This is a genomic window from Pseudoalteromonas issachenkonii (genome assembly GCF_002310795.1).
Lineage (GTDB): Bacteria > Pseudomonadota > Gammaproteobacteria > Enterobacterales > Alteromonadaceae > Pseudoalteromonas > Pseudoalteromonas tetraodonis.
Genome location: NZ_CP011030.1, coordinates 2,121,171 through 2,140,216, shown reverse-complemented (window position 1 = coordinate 2,140,216; position 19,046 = coordinate 2,121,171). Strand labels below are relative to the sequence as shown.

Annotated in this window: 16 protein-coding genes; 12 read left to right on the top strand and 4 right to left on the bottom strand. The window is 40.9% G+C overall.

The features are described 5' to 3' along the window. Positions 1–253 precede the first annotated feature (253 nt). Positions 254–1,813, top strand: a complete 1,560-nt coding sequence (locus PISS_RS09880; RefSeq protein ID WP_058154938.1) for a BCCT family transporter — start codon at positions 254–256, stop codon at positions 1,811–1,813. Between the two features lie 179 nt (positions 1,814–1,992). Here PISS_RS09880 and PISS_RS09875 read toward each other — a convergent pair whose 3' ends face one another. After that, a complete protein-coding gene (locus PISS_RS09875) occupies positions 1,993–3,597 on the bottom strand; it encodes a methyl-accepting chemotaxis protein (RefSeq protein WP_058154936.1) in 1,605 nt (534 codons plus the stop codon). A gap of 202 nt (positions 3,598–3,799) precedes the next feature. Between PISS_RS09875 and PISS_RS09870 the strand changes: the two genes are divergently transcribed. From PISS_RS09870 to speB, 3 genes are all read left to right on the top strand, one after another. Next, a complete protein-coding gene (locus tag PISS_RS09870; RefSeq protein WP_013465312.1) occupies positions 3,800–4,258 on the top strand; it encodes a GNAT family N-acetyltransferase in 459 nt (152 codons plus the stop codon). 143 nt (positions 4,259–4,401) lie between these two features. Continuing rightward, on the top strand, positions 4,402–6,315 hold the full coding sequence (speA, locus tag PISS_RS09865; RefSeq protein WP_054202482.1) for a biosynthetic arginine decarboxylase: 1,914 nt from the start codon (positions 4,402–4,404) through the stop codon (positions 6,313–6,315). Between the two features lie 3 nt (positions 6,316–6,318). Beyond that, complete coding sequence (speB, locus tag PISS_RS09860) at positions 6,319–7,242, top strand: agmatinase (RefSeq protein WP_010388380.1); 924 nt, start codon at positions 6,319–6,321, stop codon at positions 7,240–7,242. 64 nt (positions 7,243–7,306) lie between these two features. Here the strand turns inward: speB and PISS_RS09855 are convergent, their stop codons facing one another. From PISS_RS09855 to PISS_RS09845, 3 genes are read right to left on the bottom strand one after another with little or no spacing between them, the layout of a single operon-like run. Next, positions 7,307–7,558, bottom strand: a complete 252-nt coding sequence (locus tag PISS_RS09855; protein WP_232311318.1) for a hypothetical protein — start codon at positions 7,556–7,558, stop codon at positions 7,307–7,309. A 35-nt stretch (positions 7,559–7,593) separates the two neighbouring features. Continuing rightward, on the bottom strand, positions 7,594–8,634 hold the full coding sequence (locus tag PISS_RS09850) for a M48 family metallopeptidase (protein WP_058154932.1): 1,041 nt from the start codon (positions 8,632–8,634) through the stop codon (positions 7,594–7,596). Then, positions 8,634–9,722, bottom strand: coding sequence for a YjgN family protein (locus PISS_RS09845; RefSeq protein ID WP_058154931.1), 1,089 nt, complete (start codon positions 9,720–9,722; stop codon positions 8,634–8,636). Before PISS_RS09845 ends, PISS_RS09850 begins: the two co-directional genes overlap by 1 nt. Before the next feature lie 172 nt (positions 9,723–9,894). Here PISS_RS09845 and PISS_RS09840 point away from each other — a divergent pair, with 172 nt between their 5' ends. The 8 genes from PISS_RS09840 to msrB all read left to right on the top strand — a co-directional run bounded on the left by PISS_RS09840 (position 9,895) and on the right by msrB (position 18,834). Continuing rightward, a complete protein-coding gene (locus tag PISS_RS09840; protein ID WP_013465306.1) occupies positions 9,895–10,626 on the top strand; it encodes a TrmH family RNA methyltransferase in 732 nt (243 codons plus the stop codon). A gap of 68 nt (positions 10,627–10,694) precedes the next feature. Next, positions 10,695–14,096, top strand: a complete 3,402-nt coding sequence (locus PISS_RS09835) for a chromosome segregation SMC family protein (protein ID WP_058154929.1) — start codon at positions 10,695–10,697, stop codon at positions 14,094–14,096. A gap of 73 nt (positions 14,097–14,169) precedes the next feature. Then, on the top strand, positions 14,170–14,916 hold the full coding sequence (zipA, locus tag PISS_RS09830) for a cell division protein ZipA (protein ID WP_024602645.1): 747 nt from the start codon (positions 14,170–14,172) through the stop codon (positions 14,914–14,916). A 79-nt stretch (positions 14,917–14,995) separates the two neighbouring features. Next, positions 14,996–17,017: an NAD-dependent DNA ligase LigA gene (gene ligA / locus PISS_RS09825; protein WP_058154927.1), complete on the top strand. Its 2,022-nt coding sequence runs from the start codon at positions 14,996–14,998 to the stop codon at positions 17,015–17,017. Further along, complete coding sequence (locus tag PISS_RS09820; RefSeq protein ID WP_013465302.1) at positions 17,010–17,354, top strand: DUF3392 family protein; 345 nt, start codon at positions 17,010–17,012, stop codon at positions 17,352–17,354. Before ligA ends, PISS_RS09820 begins: the two co-directional genes overlap by 8 nt. Then, on the top strand, positions 17,351–17,851 hold the full coding sequence (locus PISS_RS09815) for a DUF2919 domain-containing protein (RefSeq protein ID WP_024602644.1): 501 nt from the start codon (positions 17,351–17,353) through the stop codon (positions 17,849–17,851). The genes PISS_RS09820 and PISS_RS09815 overlap by 4 nt, the downstream gene beginning before the upstream one ends. Positions 17,852–17,857: 6 nt before the next feature. Beyond that, a complete protein-coding gene (locus PISS_RS09810; RefSeq protein WP_013465300.1) occupies positions 17,858–18,298 on the top strand; it encodes a hypothetical protein in 441 nt (146 codons plus the stop codon). Between the two features lie 95 nt (positions 18,299–18,393). Beyond that, positions 18,394–18,834 (top strand): peptide-methionine (R)-S-oxide reductase MsrB, encoded by a 441-nt coding sequence (gene msrB / locus PISS_RS09805; protein WP_013465299.1) that lies wholly within the window; start codon positions 18,394–18,396, stop codon positions 18,832–18,834. Positions 18,835–19,046 lie beyond the last annotated feature (212 nt).

The window sequence follows — 19,046 nt, the reverse complement described above, 5'->3', positions numbered from 1 at the left end:
TGTAATTTATCTTTTATTATTGTGTAACTACTACACAAATCATTCCTGAGGCATTGGTTTAGCGTTTTTAACGCGTTAAACTAGTCAGGAATTGGCAATAAGTCTACTTGTTGTGACATTACCTAAACGTGAACATGACAAGTACTTAAAACTCGCTTTTGAGTTGCTTTGTCGTTTGTTGAAACTAGGGTTTAGTGTGATGTCATGGTGTGTCGCTATGTCGGTAACTTTAAAGAACCATTAGGAGCGATAAATGAATACCACTAAAGCAACTTTAAAGTCGGGTGAAACACATTCTTCCCGAGTTAAGTTTCTTGATGGGGTTGATATACCCGTATTTTTAATCAGTGGCGGTATATTAGTTTTATTTGCCGCGCTGGCCCTTTACGACATTAAACTGATGTCTGATTGGATAAATACGGCCTTTGCCTTCTCAACCAAAATATTTGGCGCCTTTTGGCAAGTCCTACTTTTATTAACCTTTGTGATTGGCATTTTCTTAGCTATCGGCCGCACTGGCTCAGTGGTACTGGGTGGCTTAAAAACCCCTGAAATTTCTACCTTTAAGTGGATAAGTATTATTATGTGTACTTTGCTTGCTGGTGGCGGCGTATTTTGGGCCGCAGCAGAGCCAATGGCACATTTTATTTCTCCGCCACCGCTATTTGGTGGTGAAACAGGCACTAACGATGCCGCTTATAACGCACTTGCACAAAGCTTTATGCACTGGGGATTTTTAGCCTGGGCTATATTAGGCAGCTTAACGGGCATTGTTTATATGCATCTTCATTACGAAAAAGGCTTACCGCTTAAACCTCGTACTTTGCTTTATCCCGTATTTGGCGATCGTGTTATGAAAGGGGCGCTTGGTACAATTGTTGATGCATGTTGTGTACTCGCTGTGGTTGCTGGCACTGTAGGTCCAATTGGTTTTTTAGGCTTACAGGTGAGTTTTGGCCTAGATAAATTGTTTGGTATTCCTGACACCTACACCACACAAGTAGTTATTTTATTTAGTTTAATTGGCATTTACACACTTTCAGCGGTAAGTGGCGTTACTAAAGGTATTCAGCTGTTAAGTCGTTTTAATGTTGTTTTGGCTGTAGTGCTGATGTTGTTTATATTACTGATGGGGCCCACTGCGTTTATTATTGATAGCTACATCCAATCGTTTGGCTTGTACTTAGATAACTTTATTCCTATGGCTACGTTTCGTGCCGATAAACCATGGTTAGACTGGTGGACCGTATTCTTTTGGGGCTGGTTTTTAGGTTATGGCCCTTTAATGGCGATGTTTGTTGCGCGTATATCGCGTGGCCGAACTATCCGTGAAATGATTTTACTCATCTCTGTGGTTGCGCCAGTGATCACCTGCTTTTGGTTTACCATTGTGGGTGGCTCAGGCATATTTTTTGAGTTAAATAATCCAGGTGTTATATCAGAACCTTTCGCAGGGCTTAATTTACCAGCGGCATTGTTAGCCATTACTGAGCAGTTACCCATGGGGTTTGTTGTGTCGGTATTATTTTTAGTGCTGACCACTATTTTTGTGGCAACAACCGGTGACTCAATGACGTACTCGGTATCTATGGTGATGACCGGTACCGATCATCCGCAAACATCAATTCGTGTGTTTTGGGGAGTTATGATGGGGGTAATGGCTGCATTACTCATCTCAATTGGCGAGGGCGGAATTTCAGCGCTACAGTCCTTTATTGTGGTGACCGCGGTGCCAGTTTCCTTTGTGTTACTACCGTCACTGTGGACAGCACCACAAATAGTTAAAAAAATGGCAGATGAGCAAGGGCTCTAATAGCACATAAAAAAGGCGCTCGTTAGCGCCTTTTTCTATTTTATACATCGCTTAAATTTTAACAAAAAACAGCCACATTTCTTCAGGCCACACAGACTCTACCGGATTAAAATAATTCACTAACAAACAGTTTAATTTGTTGATTGAGCAAGTTTGTTAAGTTTTTTCAAACTATTTAATTATTTTAAAAATGAAGCAAGCTCGTCAACGTGCGTTTGAGTTTCATTTATTAAAAGTCCAATTTGTGCCGCTGCTTCGTTTGATGTTTTGGCAAGGTTACGTACTTCGTCAGCAACCACGGCAAAACCTCGTCCAGCTTCACCAGCTCTCGCAGCTTCAATGGCCGCATTAAGAGCAAGTAAATTAGTTTGATCTGCCACGGCATTGATGGTGGTGACCGTAGTTTGAATTTTCCCTAATACGGTTGACATTGATTGATGCGTTCCAGTAACCAATTTGTTTCTAGAAGAGACATTACTACCAAATACAACGTATTTAGAAACCTTACCGTTTAAATCGGTAATAGAAGAAATAATGCAATCTAGCGTTACGTCTTCATTTTGATGCGTCAATGACATCATTACTTCAGTCGGCTTGCCTTGGTTGAGTATTTGAATACGTGAAGCATCTAAATGATCCCTTAAATTACCAAACACACTCGCTATGTTTGAGCTCTCAGATATGTTTAATTGCTTTTTGGTATACTCATTGGCAGATAGGAACTGGCCATCTTCATTAAACTCAATCACAGCCGAGTGGCTACTTATTGCATCTTTTTGGTTTATTTGTTCAAGTACTTGGCGCTTAATTTCGCGAATATCTGAACTGACGCCCACAAACCCTGTGTGCTGGCCATTATCATCAAATGTTGGGTTTACCGACAGAACAATCCAATATGGCACACCATTTTTATCAAAATTTAGTATTTCTTCATAAAATGGTTGTTTGTTTTTAAGGTTTTTTGAAATCCGCTTAACGGTTTCTTTGTCTGTTTGTTCTCCCTGCAAGAAATTGCCTGGTTTTTTGCCTTTTACTTCTGCAAGTGTATAACCTGAAAGTACTTCAAAGCCAGGGTTAACATATTCTACTAAGCCATCTTTATTGGTAATAAGTACACTAGTACTGGTATTGCTGACCACCTTAGATAACAGTTCAAATTGCTTATAGTCTTCAACTTGTGATTGTTTTGATAATACAAATGCAGACAACAAGGTATTATTGAAGTTAAAAGTAGTGTGGGCAACATTATAATAAATATTGTCTTTTATAGATAAACACAGTGAACCGTGTTCGCTATTTAAAGCATCTTGTAAAACGTTTAGCAATTTAGTGTTTTCTTTGGGCAGTAGTGCAGCGTCGGCACTGTTCGACGTATCTAAATTATTCGCAACAAGCTTTGAGTTATCATCGAAGACTGCATAGATATCTTCACCTAAACTCAGAAGTGTTTGCCAAGCTTGCTCATCTAACACTCTCACAGGCTCAGGTTTAAATACATGAAGCGAGCATGTATCAAGCTCTTTTAATGTAAGCGGGCTAATGTGTTGGGTTAAAAACAAGTTATTTCCACAAGCAATGGTTTTGCTTGTTGGATTATAACGTTTATTTAAATAAGTTAATGTATTAGTGTCATTAGTTTGGTTAAGTGTCTTACTTAGCGATGTAAACTCGTCATTCACTGCAATAACAGTGTTGTCGTTGTTAACGATAATCGCAGCTGCTTCGTGTGTACTAACTAGCTGTTTTGCAAACGCCTGTTTTCTTTTTTTTGGGCTAAACCACATTATTTATTCCTAATTTACACTCTAATTGATTGCATTATACGCCCGTCATAGTACATGTAGGTCAAACTATTGTTTTTTATTTTGCAATAATAATTTTGTGTCGGTATTTTTTAAAAGTAATGACATAAAACATAGTTATTGTTCATTTGTTACAATGCGTTATAGTTTGCTAACAAATAAGAAAATAAATTAGAGATAACCTATGCAGTTAATAGATTTAACCCCTGATGATCCCGATGTGATTAATGTTTTTTCTGATATCGACAGACTTATTAATTCTTTATATCCAGTAGCGACAGCACAGTCATTGTCTGTTAGTCAATTGGGCCAACCCAATGTCTATGCAATAGGCTTGAAAAATGAAGAGGGGATTATTGCTTGTGGGGCGATTGTTATGCAGTTTGATACCCAGCCCTATGGTGAGATACGCCGTTTATATGTCAAACCTAGTTATCGCGGAAAAGGCTTATCGCGCCGTATTATGCAAATATTATTACACCATGCTGGCGAAGAAGAAATCCCAATCATAAAGCTAGAAACAGGGCCAAAGCAAAGACAATCAATCCATCTTTACGAGAATTTAGGGTTTGTACAATGTGCCCCTTTTGGTGAATACACAGAAAACCCGAACAGCCTATTTATGGAGCTTGCGCTCAGCTAATAATACGCTATTTACTGTTTTTCTTTATCAATTTTAATCCTCACTCGTTACGAGTAGAAATACTTGTTGGACATGAATCGCTATTTTTCTTTTAATGCGCGCAACTAGCCGGTTTGGCATTCATAAATAAAAGAGAAAGATAAATGAAAGAGACAACATCACTTGAACAAGCTCGTACGAGCTACAACGTTCGTCATTGGAGCCAAGGTTTTTTTGGTATTAATGATCAAGGTGATGTGTATGTTGCGCCAAAGGCTGATGCCCCACAGCAAACCATTGCACTAACAGACATTGCTAAGCAGCTTGAAGAAAAAGGCTTAAGTTTGCCAGCACTCGTTCGCTTTCCACAAATTTTACACCATCGTGTGCATAGCTTATGTGGCGCATTTAATACCGCAATAGAAAGCTATGGGTATCCAAAAGACTATTTATTAGTTTATCCAATTAAAGTAAATCAACAACGCGAAGTCGTTGAAGAAATTGTTGCCAGCCAAGCACAAGTAGAAAAAAAACAGCTAGGTTTAGAAGCAGGCAGCAAGCCAGAGTTATTAACCGTATTAGCATTGGCTGAAAAAACCAGTGCGGTGATTGTGTGTAATGGCTACAAAGATAAAGAATATGTGCGCTTAGCGCTGATTGGCGAAAAGCTGGGCCATAAAGTGTATATCGTACTTGAGAAATTGTCTGAGCTGGACATGGTGCTTAGCCAAGCTAAAGAGCTGAATGTAAAACCGCGCATTGGTATTCGTGTGCGTTTAGCCTCGCAAGGCAAGGGTAAATGGCAGGCCAGTGGCGGTGAAAAATCGAAGTTTGGGTTGTCTGCTTCACAAGTGCTGTATGTAGTAAACCGTTTAAAAGAAACTGATCAGCTTGATTTAGTACAGCTTGTGCATTTTCACTTAGGGTCGCAAATGGCCAACATTCGTGATGTACGCTTAGGTGTAAGTGAAGCTGCTCGTTTTTATTGTGAATTACGTAAGTTGGGTGCACACATAGAGTGCCTTGATGTAGGGGGCGGTTTAGCGGTTGATTACGACGGCACGCGCAGTCAATCACACAACTCAATGAACTATAGTTTAGCCGAATACGCAAATAATATTGTGTACACCATAGGTGATATTTGTAAGCAGTATGAACAGCCTTTTCCTACCATTATTTCAGAGTCGGGAAGAGCATTAACGGCGCACCACGCGGTGCTGATTTCTAATGTAATTGGCACCGAAACGTATACACCGGAAGAAATAGAAGCGCCAGCAGATGATGCGCCGCAATTACTTAAAAATATGTGGATTTCATGGCAACAATTGCATGTACTTACTGATGACCGTGCATTAATTGAAATTTTTCACGACAGCCAAGGTGATTTAGCCGAAGCGCATAGCCAATTTGCGATGGGATTATTAGATTTAACTCAGCGCGCATGGGCCGAGCAAATTAATTTGCGTGTGTGTTATGAGCTTAATAAATTAATGGATAACAAAAATCGTTTTCATCGACCGATTATTGATGATCTGAATGCGCGTTTAGCCGATAAGTTTTTTGTCAATTTCTCATTGTTTCAGTCATTGCCAGACGCGTGGGGTATTGACCAAGTGTTTCCGGTGTTGCCTTTAAGTGGTTTAACGCAAGCTCCACAAAAACGGGCTGTGTTACTAGATATCACCTGTGATTCAGATGGCGCATTAGAGCATTATGTTGATGGTCAAGGTATTGAAAGTACGTTGCCAGTACCAGAGTTTACAGCAGATAAACCTTATTTAATGGGTTTTTTCTTAGTAGGTGCCTATCAAGAGATTTTAGGCGATATGCATAACTTATTTGGTGATACGCACAGTGCTATTGTCAATATGGATGAGCAAGGTATTGCTAGCATTACAGAGATTAATCATGGTGATACTGTGGCTGACATGATGCGTTATGTGCATTTAGATGTTGAAGGTTTTCAGCAGTCATATGCGCAGTTAGTCAGCGCAAAAATTGCAGCAGATGAACAGCAAAGCGTTTTAGACGAGTTGCAAAGCGGCCTTGATGGCTACACTTATTTAGAAGAGTTATAAGCAATGTCTAGCTTGTTTGGTTGTGTTGACCACTCATTGTACTCAAATGGGATGACGTTTTTACGTCGTCCTATGGTACAAAACATTAACGCGATTGAAGCCGATGTAGTGGTATTGGGTCTACCGTTTGATTTAGCCACTTCAGGGCGCCCTGGTGCCCGCTTAGGGCCTGATGCTATTCGCAGAGCATCGGTACATTTAGCATGGGAAGATACAAAATATCCATGGACATTTCCATTGTTTGAGCGCTTAACCGTGGCGGATGCTGGCGACTTTACTTATCCGGTAGGTGACCCGGAATATTTTACCGCGCAATTAGAAATGGCGGCAGAGCAAATACTTCGCCAAGGTAAAACATTATTAGGCTTGGGTGGCGATCATTTCGTAACGTTACCACTATTGCGCGCACATGCAAAAATTCATGGCAAAATGGCATTAGTTCACTTCGATGCGCATACCGATACCTATAGCAACGGCTCGCGTTTTGATCACGGCACCATGTTTTATCATGCGCCAATGGAAGGGTTAATTGATGTTAATCACAGTATTCAGCTAGGCATTCGTACTGACTTTGATCAAAGCAGGCATGAGTTTGCAGTGATTGATGCCATGCAAGCCAATGATCTGCATGCGAATGATATTGCAGCTCAGATTATTGAGCGAGTGGGTGATTTACCGGTTTACTTAACCTTTGATATAGATTGTTTAGACCCCGCCTTTGCACCAGGTACGGGCACACCCGTGTGTGGTGGTTTAACCTCTGATAAAGTGCTTAAAATCTTACGCGCACTGAAAGGGGTTAATATGGTGGGAATGGATGTGGTTGAAGTATCGCCTTCTTATGACCAAAGTGAGCTTACCGCCATTGCTGCAGCAACGATTGCCAGTGAATTACTGCATTTGTGGGCATTTAAGCATAAATATTAATATGTGTTAATGCAGTTTTAAAAGCGCCAATTTGGCGCTTTTTTTGTATGAAAATAAAAGACTATTAAAACTGCATATTGTGCTTTTTAGCATAAATAAAAAACACCGGAATTTCGATTATGACGTAAGTTAAAAAAGTAAACCAAAACCAATTAACTTCAAATATTAACCAGCTAAATTGCACGCCCGAGTTGTAATAAAGGCGAGATGCAATTAATAGCGTAATGCCTGTTGCAAATAAATCTTGCACCGATACTTTTTTAAAGCTGCTACCTGCAAAGCGCGGATAAATAAACCCGTAGCCTAGGGTTATCATAATGATAACCAATAAGAGCAAATTTAGTTCAGGGGTCATTGTGGTTTATATTGCCTCGCATATTCTATTCGCTCTTGAGAACTTGGGTGCGTTGATAAATACTTTAACCAAGTATCATCATAGCTCCCTTCTTGCGCTTGTAAATTATTTTCCAGTGCTTCAATTGCATCAGCAAAGTCGTGGTTAGAATAGCCTAATTTTAAAAGGTTTTTAATCGCATATACATCGGCTTCTTGTTCCATATCTCGCGAAAACGCTTGTTGTAAAAAAGATGAGCCAGAGCCAAGCACGACTTCTAATATACCTTCTAAGTCACCAAAAATAACTGCAAATACAACGGTGCTCGCTGCAGCTTGTGCTGCAAGGCGAATGCTGTGATGGTGCTGAACATGACCAATTTCATGAAGTAAAATAGCACGCAGGGCATCAGGGTCATTTTTTAATAGATCAACAAGTTCGTCAGTTACTACAACCCGACCATTTGGAAGAGCAAACGCATTAGCTGAAAAATAATCAGACTGATAAAAAGATAGCCTAAACTTTGCACTGTCTAAATTGAGCGAGTTAAGCATTAAACGCCATTGTTGCTGTATTTCTGATTGCTTATTAGTGGAAAGTTGAGAAGGTTCCAATGCGACTTTTTCTATTACACTGAGCGTTTGCTCTCCCATCGTTTCAATTGCCGAGGCAGGTGCTAAGTTAACGCTATAAACGGCTACTGATGGTATTAAGCGGTATAAAATTAACCAAAGTAATAGGGGAATTAGCAGCACGGATGCAACAATAAGAATCTTATTTTTTTCTAAGCGTTCACTGAGTCCATGCTCTTTAAGCGCGAATGGCCACCTAAATTCTACATCTTGAGGAATAAATCGCCCACCATCAGCAAAATTTAACTCTGACGCCATGCCAGGTAACGGGCTATCAAGTTGGCAATTGTCTATTGTTGATGCAAGTAACGTCGTATTCTCAGAGTCAACAAGTGTTATTTGCTCATGGGAAAGGTGTGCATAGCTTTTAATATGTTGGCTGCTATTAGGATAATAATAACAGCCAAAAATAGGATAATTACTCATTAGGTGAGTGAAATATCAATATCAAACACATTGGCCGCTTCTTCAGCAAATGATGACTGCTCATTTTGTGCAACATCAATCAACGAAAGTGCGCCGCTATAAATAGTGACTTCAGTAACCGATGCTAACAGCTTTGCTCTGCGTACTTTAGCCCAAGGGTAGGCCAGTCCTAAGGTAAATATAATTGCCAATACATTAGTAAATAGTAAGATGGCATAGTCAATGGCTTTTAAGTTCGAATCAAAGGTAGCGACTTCTGTAAATTCACTGTTATTAAAAATATGATTTCGAATAAGCGAATGATAAACAGCGCCTACCAGTGTTAAAAACGCAACATACAACGTAGCAATTAATAGCGGCACTACAATTGTCGAAAGGCTAAAGTTTTGTGTGTTTAAGTTATCGATAGTTAAGGCACTTGCACCAGCAAAGAAGCCAAAAATAACTAAGCCACCTATTGCAACTCCTAGGGTAATAAGTGCTGCGATGTAATAGCGTTCGCCCTGAAGATTTACTGTAAGTGGTTTATTTCCATAGCTGATGTTTTCATGCATATATTGATCAATTCGCTTTAATACATACGGCAGTAATAGGTGTAATGTGAATACACTTGCAATAGGCAATAAAACAAAGTTAATAAATGCATCGCCGTAATTACCTGAAAAGGCAAAGCGTACATTACGATGGCGGGTCATACGCATATTAAAACGCAGACCTTGGTTGATGATCCACGGCAATAAAAATAAAAAGCCAATAGCAAATAAAAGGCCTATCGCCGGTGCGAGGCTGCTTAGTATGGTGTAAATTAAAAACACGATTACCGCTAAAATGCGGCCTTTTAGAATTTGTATAGGAGTGGCTAGGTAGTCAAAGCTATGACCGTCGATACGCGTATGACCGTAAAAATAACGGTAGGTGCGTACTTTTGCCCATGCAGAATAAATTCCTAAAGTAATAATACTTAGCAGTATATTGACACTCCATATGCCAAAAAATTCGCCGCTTTTGCCGCTAAATTGTACTTTACCGCTAAAAATAGAGGAGGGTGTTTGGTTTGACTCAGATGAAGTTGGGTGTATTGATTCCATTTAAAAAAAGTCCTTGTAATTTTTTGTAAATTTACCCTTTTTAGAGAATAAAAACAATCTTTATGATTAGCTAGCTTATTGTAAGTAGGCTAATTTTATTGCTTTTGCTGTTTATAGGGCTGCACTTTAAGTCTCCTCTGGTATACTGTGCAGATAATTTAACGGGGCTGACATGATTTCAAAAAACCAACTTAAACTAATTCGCCAGCTTGGCCAAAAGAAGTACCGCAAGCAACTTAATCAATACCTTGTACAAGGCGAAAAAAATGTACTGGAGTTATTAAATAGCCCATTAAAAGTAACCGATGTGTTTGCAACGCAAAACTTTATTGATAATAACCAAAGCGCATACCCTCAAACGCATTTTATTACAGCAGATGAAGAGCAGTTAACAAAGGTAAGTACTTTAGTCAGTAATAATGCGGCGATTGCCATTGTTGATATGCCAAGTACCACATTACCCGATGAAAACAGCTTAATATTGGCCTTAGATGGAGTGTCTGATCCGGGTAATTTAGGTACCATCATTCGCGTGGCTGATTGGTACGGCATAAAACACATTGTTGCCAGCACCGACAGTGCCGATCCGTATAACCCAAAAACAATTAGTGCCACTATGGGGTCATTTGTTCGTGTATCGGTAAGCCAAGTTGATTTACCTAGCTATTTAACATCTTTGGATGTGCCTATTTATGGTGCATTTTTAGAGGGCGAGAATGTCCATCATTGCCAGTTTGCTGGGAAAGGGGTGTTATTAATGGGCAGCGAGTCACATGGTATACGTCAGCAGTGTGCCGCGCTGGTAACAAATAAAATTACCATCCCTGCCTTTGGTGGCGCTGAATCACTTAATGTGGCAATGGCAACGGGCATTATTTTAGATAACTTTAAACGCCAAGCTTAACCTTTTGCCTAAAAATAGGTTAAATTGTAACAACTAACAAAAATAATAAAAATTGGTAAAACAAACAGATGCGCTTAAGCACTATAAAATTAGCGGGCTTTAAATCCTTTGTAGAGCCCACTAAAATTCCATTTCCGGATCAAATGACGTGTGTTGTCGGCCCTAATGGCTGTGGCAAATCGAACGTGATTGATGCGGTGCGATGGGTGCTTGGTGAAAGCTCAGCTAAAAATTTACGTGGCGATGCCATGACAGATGTTATTTTTAATGGCTCCACTAACCGCAAGCCCATCTCACAAGCTTCTGTTGAACTCATATTTGATAATACCCAAGGTAAATTACCCAATACCTTTGCTGATCGTAACCAAGTGGCTATTAAGCGTTTGGTAACTCGCGATGGCCAATCGCTGTACTTTTTAAATGGTAGCAAATGCCGCAAACGTGATATTACCGATATATTTTTAGGCACTGGGCTTGGGCCGCGTAGTTACGCCATTATAGAACAAGGCATGATCTCGCGTTTAATTGAGAGCAAACCGCAAGAGCTGCGTGTTTTTTTAGAAGAAGCGGCAGGCGTATCGAAATACAAAGAGCGCCGCCGTGAAACACAAACCCGCATAAAGAGCACCCGAGAAAACCTAGAGCGACTCCTCGATGTTCGCCAAGAGTTACAAAACCAGCTTGATAAACTTGCAGTACAGTCGGTTGATGCTAAAAAATATCGCGAATTTAAAACCCAAGAACGCACTTTAAAGGGGCAAATAGCGGTATTAAAATGGCAAAAGCTGCATCAGCAACAAGTTGATAAAAGCGCACAAATAAAAAAACTGGATGAACAAATCAGCTTTTTTAAAACGGCGCATTCAGGCCATGATGATGTTCTGGCAAGTCTTGAAGCTCAAGTACAATTTCAGCAAGATAAACTTAATGATGCACAGCAACAGCAGCACCATACACATACAGAATTGACTCGCAGTGAACAGCAGCAAATTAGCATTCAACAACAAACGCTGTCACTGAAACAAAATTTAGCCAAGTTAGAGCAACAAAAAAATCAAAGTGAAGAAGTCAAAACGCAGCAACAAAGTTTCTGCCAAGAGTTAGATGACAGCTTACAACAGGCTGTAGAGCATAACTTAATGTGTAGCGAGCAGGTTATAGAGCTTAGCGATGAGGTTAATCGGCTGCTGGAGATTAAAAATGCCGACACATCACACTGGCAATCGCTAAAAGAAGATTATCAACAATTGCATAATCAGCAGTTAGCGCATACCAACGCAGTAAAACACACAGAACAGAAAAGCAGTTATGTTAAGCAACAACTAACGCAGCTTGATGAGCAAATAGATGAGTTAAAACACAGTGAGATAGAGCAGCTATTAACTCAGCAACAACAGCACAGACAAGCCCTGACTGAGCAGCTAGCGAAAGCGCAAACGGCTCACAGTAAAGGCCAAACTGCGCAAACTACTCAGCAGCAACAGCTAGATGATGCACAGCAAGATTGGCAGCATTTATCTCAGCAAGTAAATGAATTAAAAGCCGGTATAGCGGGGCTACAAACTACTCTTGGGCTTGAAAAAAGCAGCGATGAAAGTTTAACCTTATTTAAGCAGTTAACTGTTCAGTCGGGATATGAGTTTTTAGTCGAGCAGGCGCTGTCATCACTTGAGCACATTCATATATCACAAGGTAAAGCAGAAAATAGCACGTGGGAAATTGCATCGCAGTCTGCAGCTAAGCACAGTATTGCCGCGTTTATTACCACAGGTGTGTATCCTGAGTTATTAAATCATATTGCTTATGATGAAGCCGGCGATATAAGCGCACTTAACGACAATAGTTATATTGCGGTTATAGATAAGCAAGGGGCATTACACGGTCGAAACTGGCATGTAAGTGGCGATAAAAATGCAGAAAATTCCTTATTATTAATGCACAAAAAACTCAAGCAGCAAGAAACCTTACTTGAGCAACAACAACAGGCATTGACGAACGCACACTCCACGCTTGAAGAACATAAAACGCAGGCTGCATTGTTAACTGTTCAGCAAAATGAGCGCAAAGACACTATTCATCAATTAGCACAACAACTTGCTGTAGCAACAACGCGTGGCGATATGCTTAAAGCGCAAGCTGATCAGCATCTGCAGCAGCTAACAAAATTACAACAACAGCGTCTGCCTCTGCTAGAGCAACAACAGCAGTTAAGCGAATTATTGAGCGAAGAGCTCGATAAAAATGAACAGCTTGCACAGCAGTTACAGGCCTTAGCTGAAGAGCTTAACCAAGCCGATAGCACACGAATAAATAGTGATGAGCGTTACAAACAAGCTTTGAATAATGCTGAACAATATAAAACACTAGCGCATCAGGCAAACCTTAATGAGCAAAAAGCACGAAGTGAATGGCAGCTCAGTCAAACAAAACTTAGCCATGCTGTACAGGCGCTTGCAACTGCTGCAGAGGGTGCGCAAGAGATAATAGAGCAGATTGAAGCGTTACTTATTCCTGAGCAAGAGCTTGCAGAGAGTATTGAGCAATTATTAGTACAGCACCAACAAGGCGAACAAACCCTTGTGGATACCCAGCAGCAGTTAGCTCAAGCAAAACAAGAATTACAAAACAAACAAGCGAGTTTAAAAAGTTCACAGACTGAGCTGGTGGCATTGCAAGAGCAGCATCAAAAACTGAGTATTGAAGAGCAAAGCTTACTAATAAAAGCGCAAGCGGTACTAGAGCCACTTAGTGAGCTTAATCAAAATTTAAAACAGGTATTAGCAGAGCTTCCTGCAGAGTTGTCATTAAATGCGGCGCAAAATCAACTTGCTGGAGTAAGTAATCAGCTAGAGCAATTAGGAGCTGTTAACCTTGCAGCCATTGATGAATTTGAACAAGCGAAGCAAAGAAGTGATTATTTAAATAATCAGCTGGACGATTTAACCCAAGCATTAACAGCTTTAGAAGGCGCTATTCATAAAATAGATCGTGAAACAAAAACGCGCTTTAAGTCTACGTTTGATCAGGTAAATCACGATCTTGGCCAGCTTTTCCCCAAAGTGTTTGGCGGCGGCAGTGCTTACTTAGAATTAACCAGTGACGATTTACTCGAAAGTGGTGTTAGTATAATGGCAAGGCCACCAGGTAAAAAAAATTCGACAATTCATTTGTTAAGTGGTGGAGAAAAAGCGCTGAGCGCATTATCATTGGTGTTTTCTATATTCAGGCTCAATCCAGCTCCATTCTGTATGCTGGACGAGGTAGATGCTCCATTAGATGATGCCAATGTGGTTCGTTTTTGCCGTTTGGTTGAAGAAATGTCACAATCTGTGCAGTTTATTTATATTAGTCATAATAAAATTGCAATGGAAATGGCGGGTAGATTAACGGGTGTAACCATGGCAGAGCCCGGCGTGTCGCGCATGGTTGCTGTGGATATTGAACAAGCGGTGCAACTTGCACATGCATAATTTTATAGTCATTTGCTGGTTATTTTAGGTAAAATGATGGCTGTTAGGCATATTAATAATAAAAGGTGAGGGGATGGCCGAAGAATTAAGATGGGTTTTAATTGTGATCAGTGTATTTGTCATTGGTGGCTTATTAATACACGGTTTGTGGTCAGTAAGAAAAAAAGAGAATGCTGAACTCCCTGCAAATGAGCGAGTCGAGCCTGTTCAAGAACAGCAGCCTTCATCTGTACATACTGAGCCACAAGAGCCAACGTTAGCGCAACGAGAAGAGCCACAAATGAGTGAGTTAAACTTCAGCGCTGATGAACCACAGATAGACGAAAGCCCAGTAAATACACCTATCGAGGATGACCTTGAAGTGGTAACAGAAGAGGCCGCAGACACACAACAAGATGCCCCTAAAGACGTTGCAGACTTTGTCATTGTGCATATTCAAATGCCAGAAGGGCTCACTATGCAAGGCAGTAAATTACTGCCTGCTGTTAACATGCTAGGTTTTAAATATTCAGAAGAAGGCTTTTTTAATCGCCACCTAGACCCAGCAGGCCAAGGGCCGGTGTTATTTAGGCTGGTGAATATGTATAACCCAGGCACGTTCGATATTGATAATATGGAACAATTTAGCACCGCTGGGGTGAGCTTATTTATGACTCTGCCATGCGATGGCGACGGTTTAGCCGCGTTTAACATGCTGCACAGCGCCGCTAAAAAAATAGCGGATGAATTTGGTGCCGATATTTTAGATGCAGAGCGAAATGTAATGACGGTAGAGCGTATTCGTCAATATGTTGAACAGGTTCGCGCATTTTCTGCGTAACATACGCATAAGTTAAATTTTGTAAGCCACTGGGCGTTCACTCGTCAAAGTGGCTTTTTTTATGTTTTTTGAGGTCTACATGACAAGCAGCATTAGTGAGCAAATTAATCATCTTCGTACCACGCTTGAGCAACACAATTATAGTTATTATGTGCTTGATACACCCAGCATACCTGATGCCGAATATGACCGCTTGTTACGGACACTAAGTGAATTAGAAACCCAGCACCCTGAGTTTTTAACAGCCGATTCACCCACTCAAAAAGTTGGAGGAGCGGCGCTTGCCAAGTTTGAGCAAGTAGCGCACCAAGTGCCTATGTTATCGCTTGATAACGCCTTTGGTGAGGATGAATTTAGCGGTTTTAATCGTCGTATTAAAGAGCGCTTAATGAGCACTGAAGAGCTTACATTTTGCTGTGAGCCTAAACTGGATGGTTTAGCGGTATCGATTATTTATCGCGATGGAGTACTGGTTCAAGCGGCGACCCGTGGCGATGGTTTTACTGGCGAAAATATTACTCAAAATGTAAAAACAATCCGTAATGTGCCATTAAAATTGCGCGGTGATGATTACCCTCGTGAACTTGAAGTGCGCGGTGAGGTATTTATGGATAGCGCGGGCTTTGAAAAATTAAATGCAGAGGCAGAAAAACGTGGCGATAAAGTCTTTGTTAATCCACGTAATGCGGCGGCAGGAAGTTTACGCCAGCTCGACTCAAAAATTACCGCAAAACGCCCATTGATGTTTTATGCCTACAGCACCGGATTAGTTGCCGATGGCACCTTACCTGAAGATCACTACCAGCAACTTGCTAAGCTTACCGATTGGGGATTACCGCTGTGTCCAGAAACCAAATTAGTTGAAGGCCCAAAGGCTGCGCTTGCCTATTACAATGATATTTTAACGCGTCGTAGCGAGCTAAAGTACGAAATAGATGGCGTGGTAATAAAGGTAAATAAAAAAGCCTTACAAGAGCGCTTAGGCTTTGTAGCTCGTGCACCGCGTTGGGCAATCGCTTATAAATTTCCGGCGCAAGAAGAAATAACGCAATTATTAGATGTTGAATTTCAAGTAGGGCGTACAGGGGCAATTACACCCGTAGCAAGACTAGAACCAGTATTTGTTGGGGGTGTTACGGTATCAAATGCAACGCTGCATAATGCCGACGAAATAGCTCGTTTAGGCGTTAAAGTGGGCGACACCGTGATTATTCGCCGCGCAGGGGATGTTATCCCGCAAATTACTCAAGTGGTACTTGAGCAACGCCCAAGCGATGCAAAAGAAATTGTCTTTCCAACTATGTGCCCCATTTGTGACTCGCATATTGAACGGGTTGAAGGTGAAGCCGTTGCACGTTGTACCGGTGGCTTAGTATGCCAAGCACAACGTAAACAAGCGATTAAGCATTTTGCATCGCGTAAGGCATTAGATATTGACGGCTTTGGCGACAAAATTGTTGATCAATTAGTTGACCGAGAGCTGATCAAAACCCCGGCTGATTTATTTATTTTAAAGCAGGGACATTTTGAATCACTTGAACGAATGGGGCCAAAATCAGCAAAAAACTTAGTTGCCGCACTTGATGATGCAAAAACGACTACCTTAGCAAAGTTTTTATATTCACTGGGTATCCGTGAAGTCGGTGAGGCAACCGCGCAAAACTTAGCTAATCATTTTTTAACGCTTGAAAACGTAATCGATGCCAGCATTGAACAGCTGATTGAAGTAAGCGATGTAGGTGAAATAGTGGCAAAGCACGTGCGTGGCTTTTTTACTGAAGAGCATAATTTAACCGTGGTGAACGAATTAATAGCCCAAGGCATTAACTGGCCACAGTTAACAGCGCCATCAGAGCAAGAACAACCGCTAGCGGGTTTAACTTATGTGCTAACTGGGACGCTTAATACGCTTAATCGCAATGATGCGAAAGCGCGCTTACAACAATTAGGTGCCAAGGTATCTGGCAGTGTTTCAGCCAAAACGGATGCGCTAGTGGCGGGCGAAAAAGCCGGCTCTAAACTAACTAAAGCGCAAGAACTCGGTATAGAAATACTGACAGAGGATGATTTAATTACTTTGTTAGAGACTCATAATGGCTAGTTTTACAAATATACTTAATACCTTGTTAATTGACCTAGGCCAGTGGCTACAAGGCTATTTACCGCATTTATCATTGCTTTTGATGGTGTGCTTAGTGTCGCTTTATGCGGATGATATTTTAAAGCTCACCAAAGGCGTGGTAGCTAGGCGTCACTTTATTATAAGGGTGGCATGTTTTGTGTTGATCACCGCGTTTGGGTTTGGTTTATTAGTGGTGTGGTTAAGCCCACTGCTAACTAAAGCCTTACTGTTTTTTGGTACTAAGTGGTTAGGGCTCACATTATTAGCTGCATTTTTTATTTTGGGCACTATTGCCGATAGGAAAAACCAGTTGTGAGCCGTTATGGACCTGAATACTGGGATAAATATGGTAGCTATCGTACGCCAATAGCGTTTCATTTGAGTATTTTAGTGTTACTGCGGGCCTATTTTATTTGGGTGATTGCCGCGCTGAGCCGTCGTCCTGAACTTGATCTAATGTCATTGTTTTTTAAATCAAAAAATGATTTTTTTATTGCCATAGCAATTGGTGCCGTGGCAATTGTACCCACTATTTTGTTTTGTTTACGCAGACCCAGAGACTCGCATCAAGCTACGAAACGGTTAGCGCGTATTTGGCGATACATGCGTTGGCCGCTTATTGCTTGCGCGCTAATAGACTTGTCGTGGTTAAGTATCCAGGCGGCCCATAGTCATTATCGCTTTTCACTGTTTTTAGCCATACAAATGGTGATTGTATTGTGGGTATTGTGGTATTTGGCAAAAAGTCGTTATTTAAGTGTTTTTTTTAGTGATTGGCCTGAGCCGACAGAAAAAGCAACCGATAAAAAGTAAGAGATTATGCACACTATTAATAAAAAAATAGCGCAAGTAGTGGCCTTTATAGGGCTGATTATTATCTGCGTTGGCTATTTTTTATCATTAGGCGAACATATTTGGTTTAAAGGGATATTGCTATTGTGGATAGTGGTATTTTGTTCGTGCTGTTACCGGTTAACGCCGTTATTTAAAATGCGTAACCCGCTGCGTAACTTTATTCAGCGTGATGCACAGCATTTGTTTGTTTTTAGTTTAACCGGGTTGTTTGATAAAAAGAATGGCCCGCATTGGTTAGTCATCAGCAATATTGAGTCAATAGAGATAAAAGACGATGAGCTAATAGTGCATAGTAATAATGACAGGCAATTAAGCGTGAGTATTCCTGGTAGTCAAGCTCAATTACACGCTTATATAAGCTGTATACTTACAGCAACAGAGAAGCACCGTATAGTGTTTAAATAGCGTTGATCGTGGTATTAGCCACGGACGTAATGATAGGCTGTCAGCCAATGCTTTTGGCTCAGTATGAAGCAAATTTATAACGCAATGAGGTTGTTATGTTGAAATGGAACGATATTGTTAATTTTGCCAACCATGGCAATCCGACACCGGTTCAAAAAGTAGTTAAAACAGAACAGCAATGGCGTGAACTGTTAAACGAAGAGCAATATTACGTGACCCGTAAAAAAGGCACAGAGCGACCAAATAGTTCAACTAGTTGCACACTATTAGAACCGGGAAAGTACGTATGTGTGTGTTGTGACAACCTACTGTTTGATGCGGATGAAAAGTTTGATAGTGGCACAGGATGGCCTTCATTTACACAACCTGCAACGGTTGATGCGATAGGGTATGTAATGGATAACAGCCATGGCATGGAGCGAGTTGAAGTTGTTTGTAATGTGTGTGATGCGCACTTAGGGCATATTTTCCCTGATGGCCCACTTCCTTCCGGCTTGCGCTACTGTGTAAACGCACTGGCAATGAAAAAGCTCTAGGGCCTGTTGGCCTTCCAAGGTTAAATTTGCAGCAGTCTGTTTGGTATTTAGGCAAGGCAGAGCCTATGTGGTGTGGTTATTCCCCATAAATGGGCGATAACGTAGCATCAATTCCAAACAGGCGCTGCCCAAAGGGTTCTGCCAAAGGACGATTAACTCTTTGTTGCCTACATGGATGTAGGTAAGGGGCGTGAGCAGGACGCGGAAGCTTT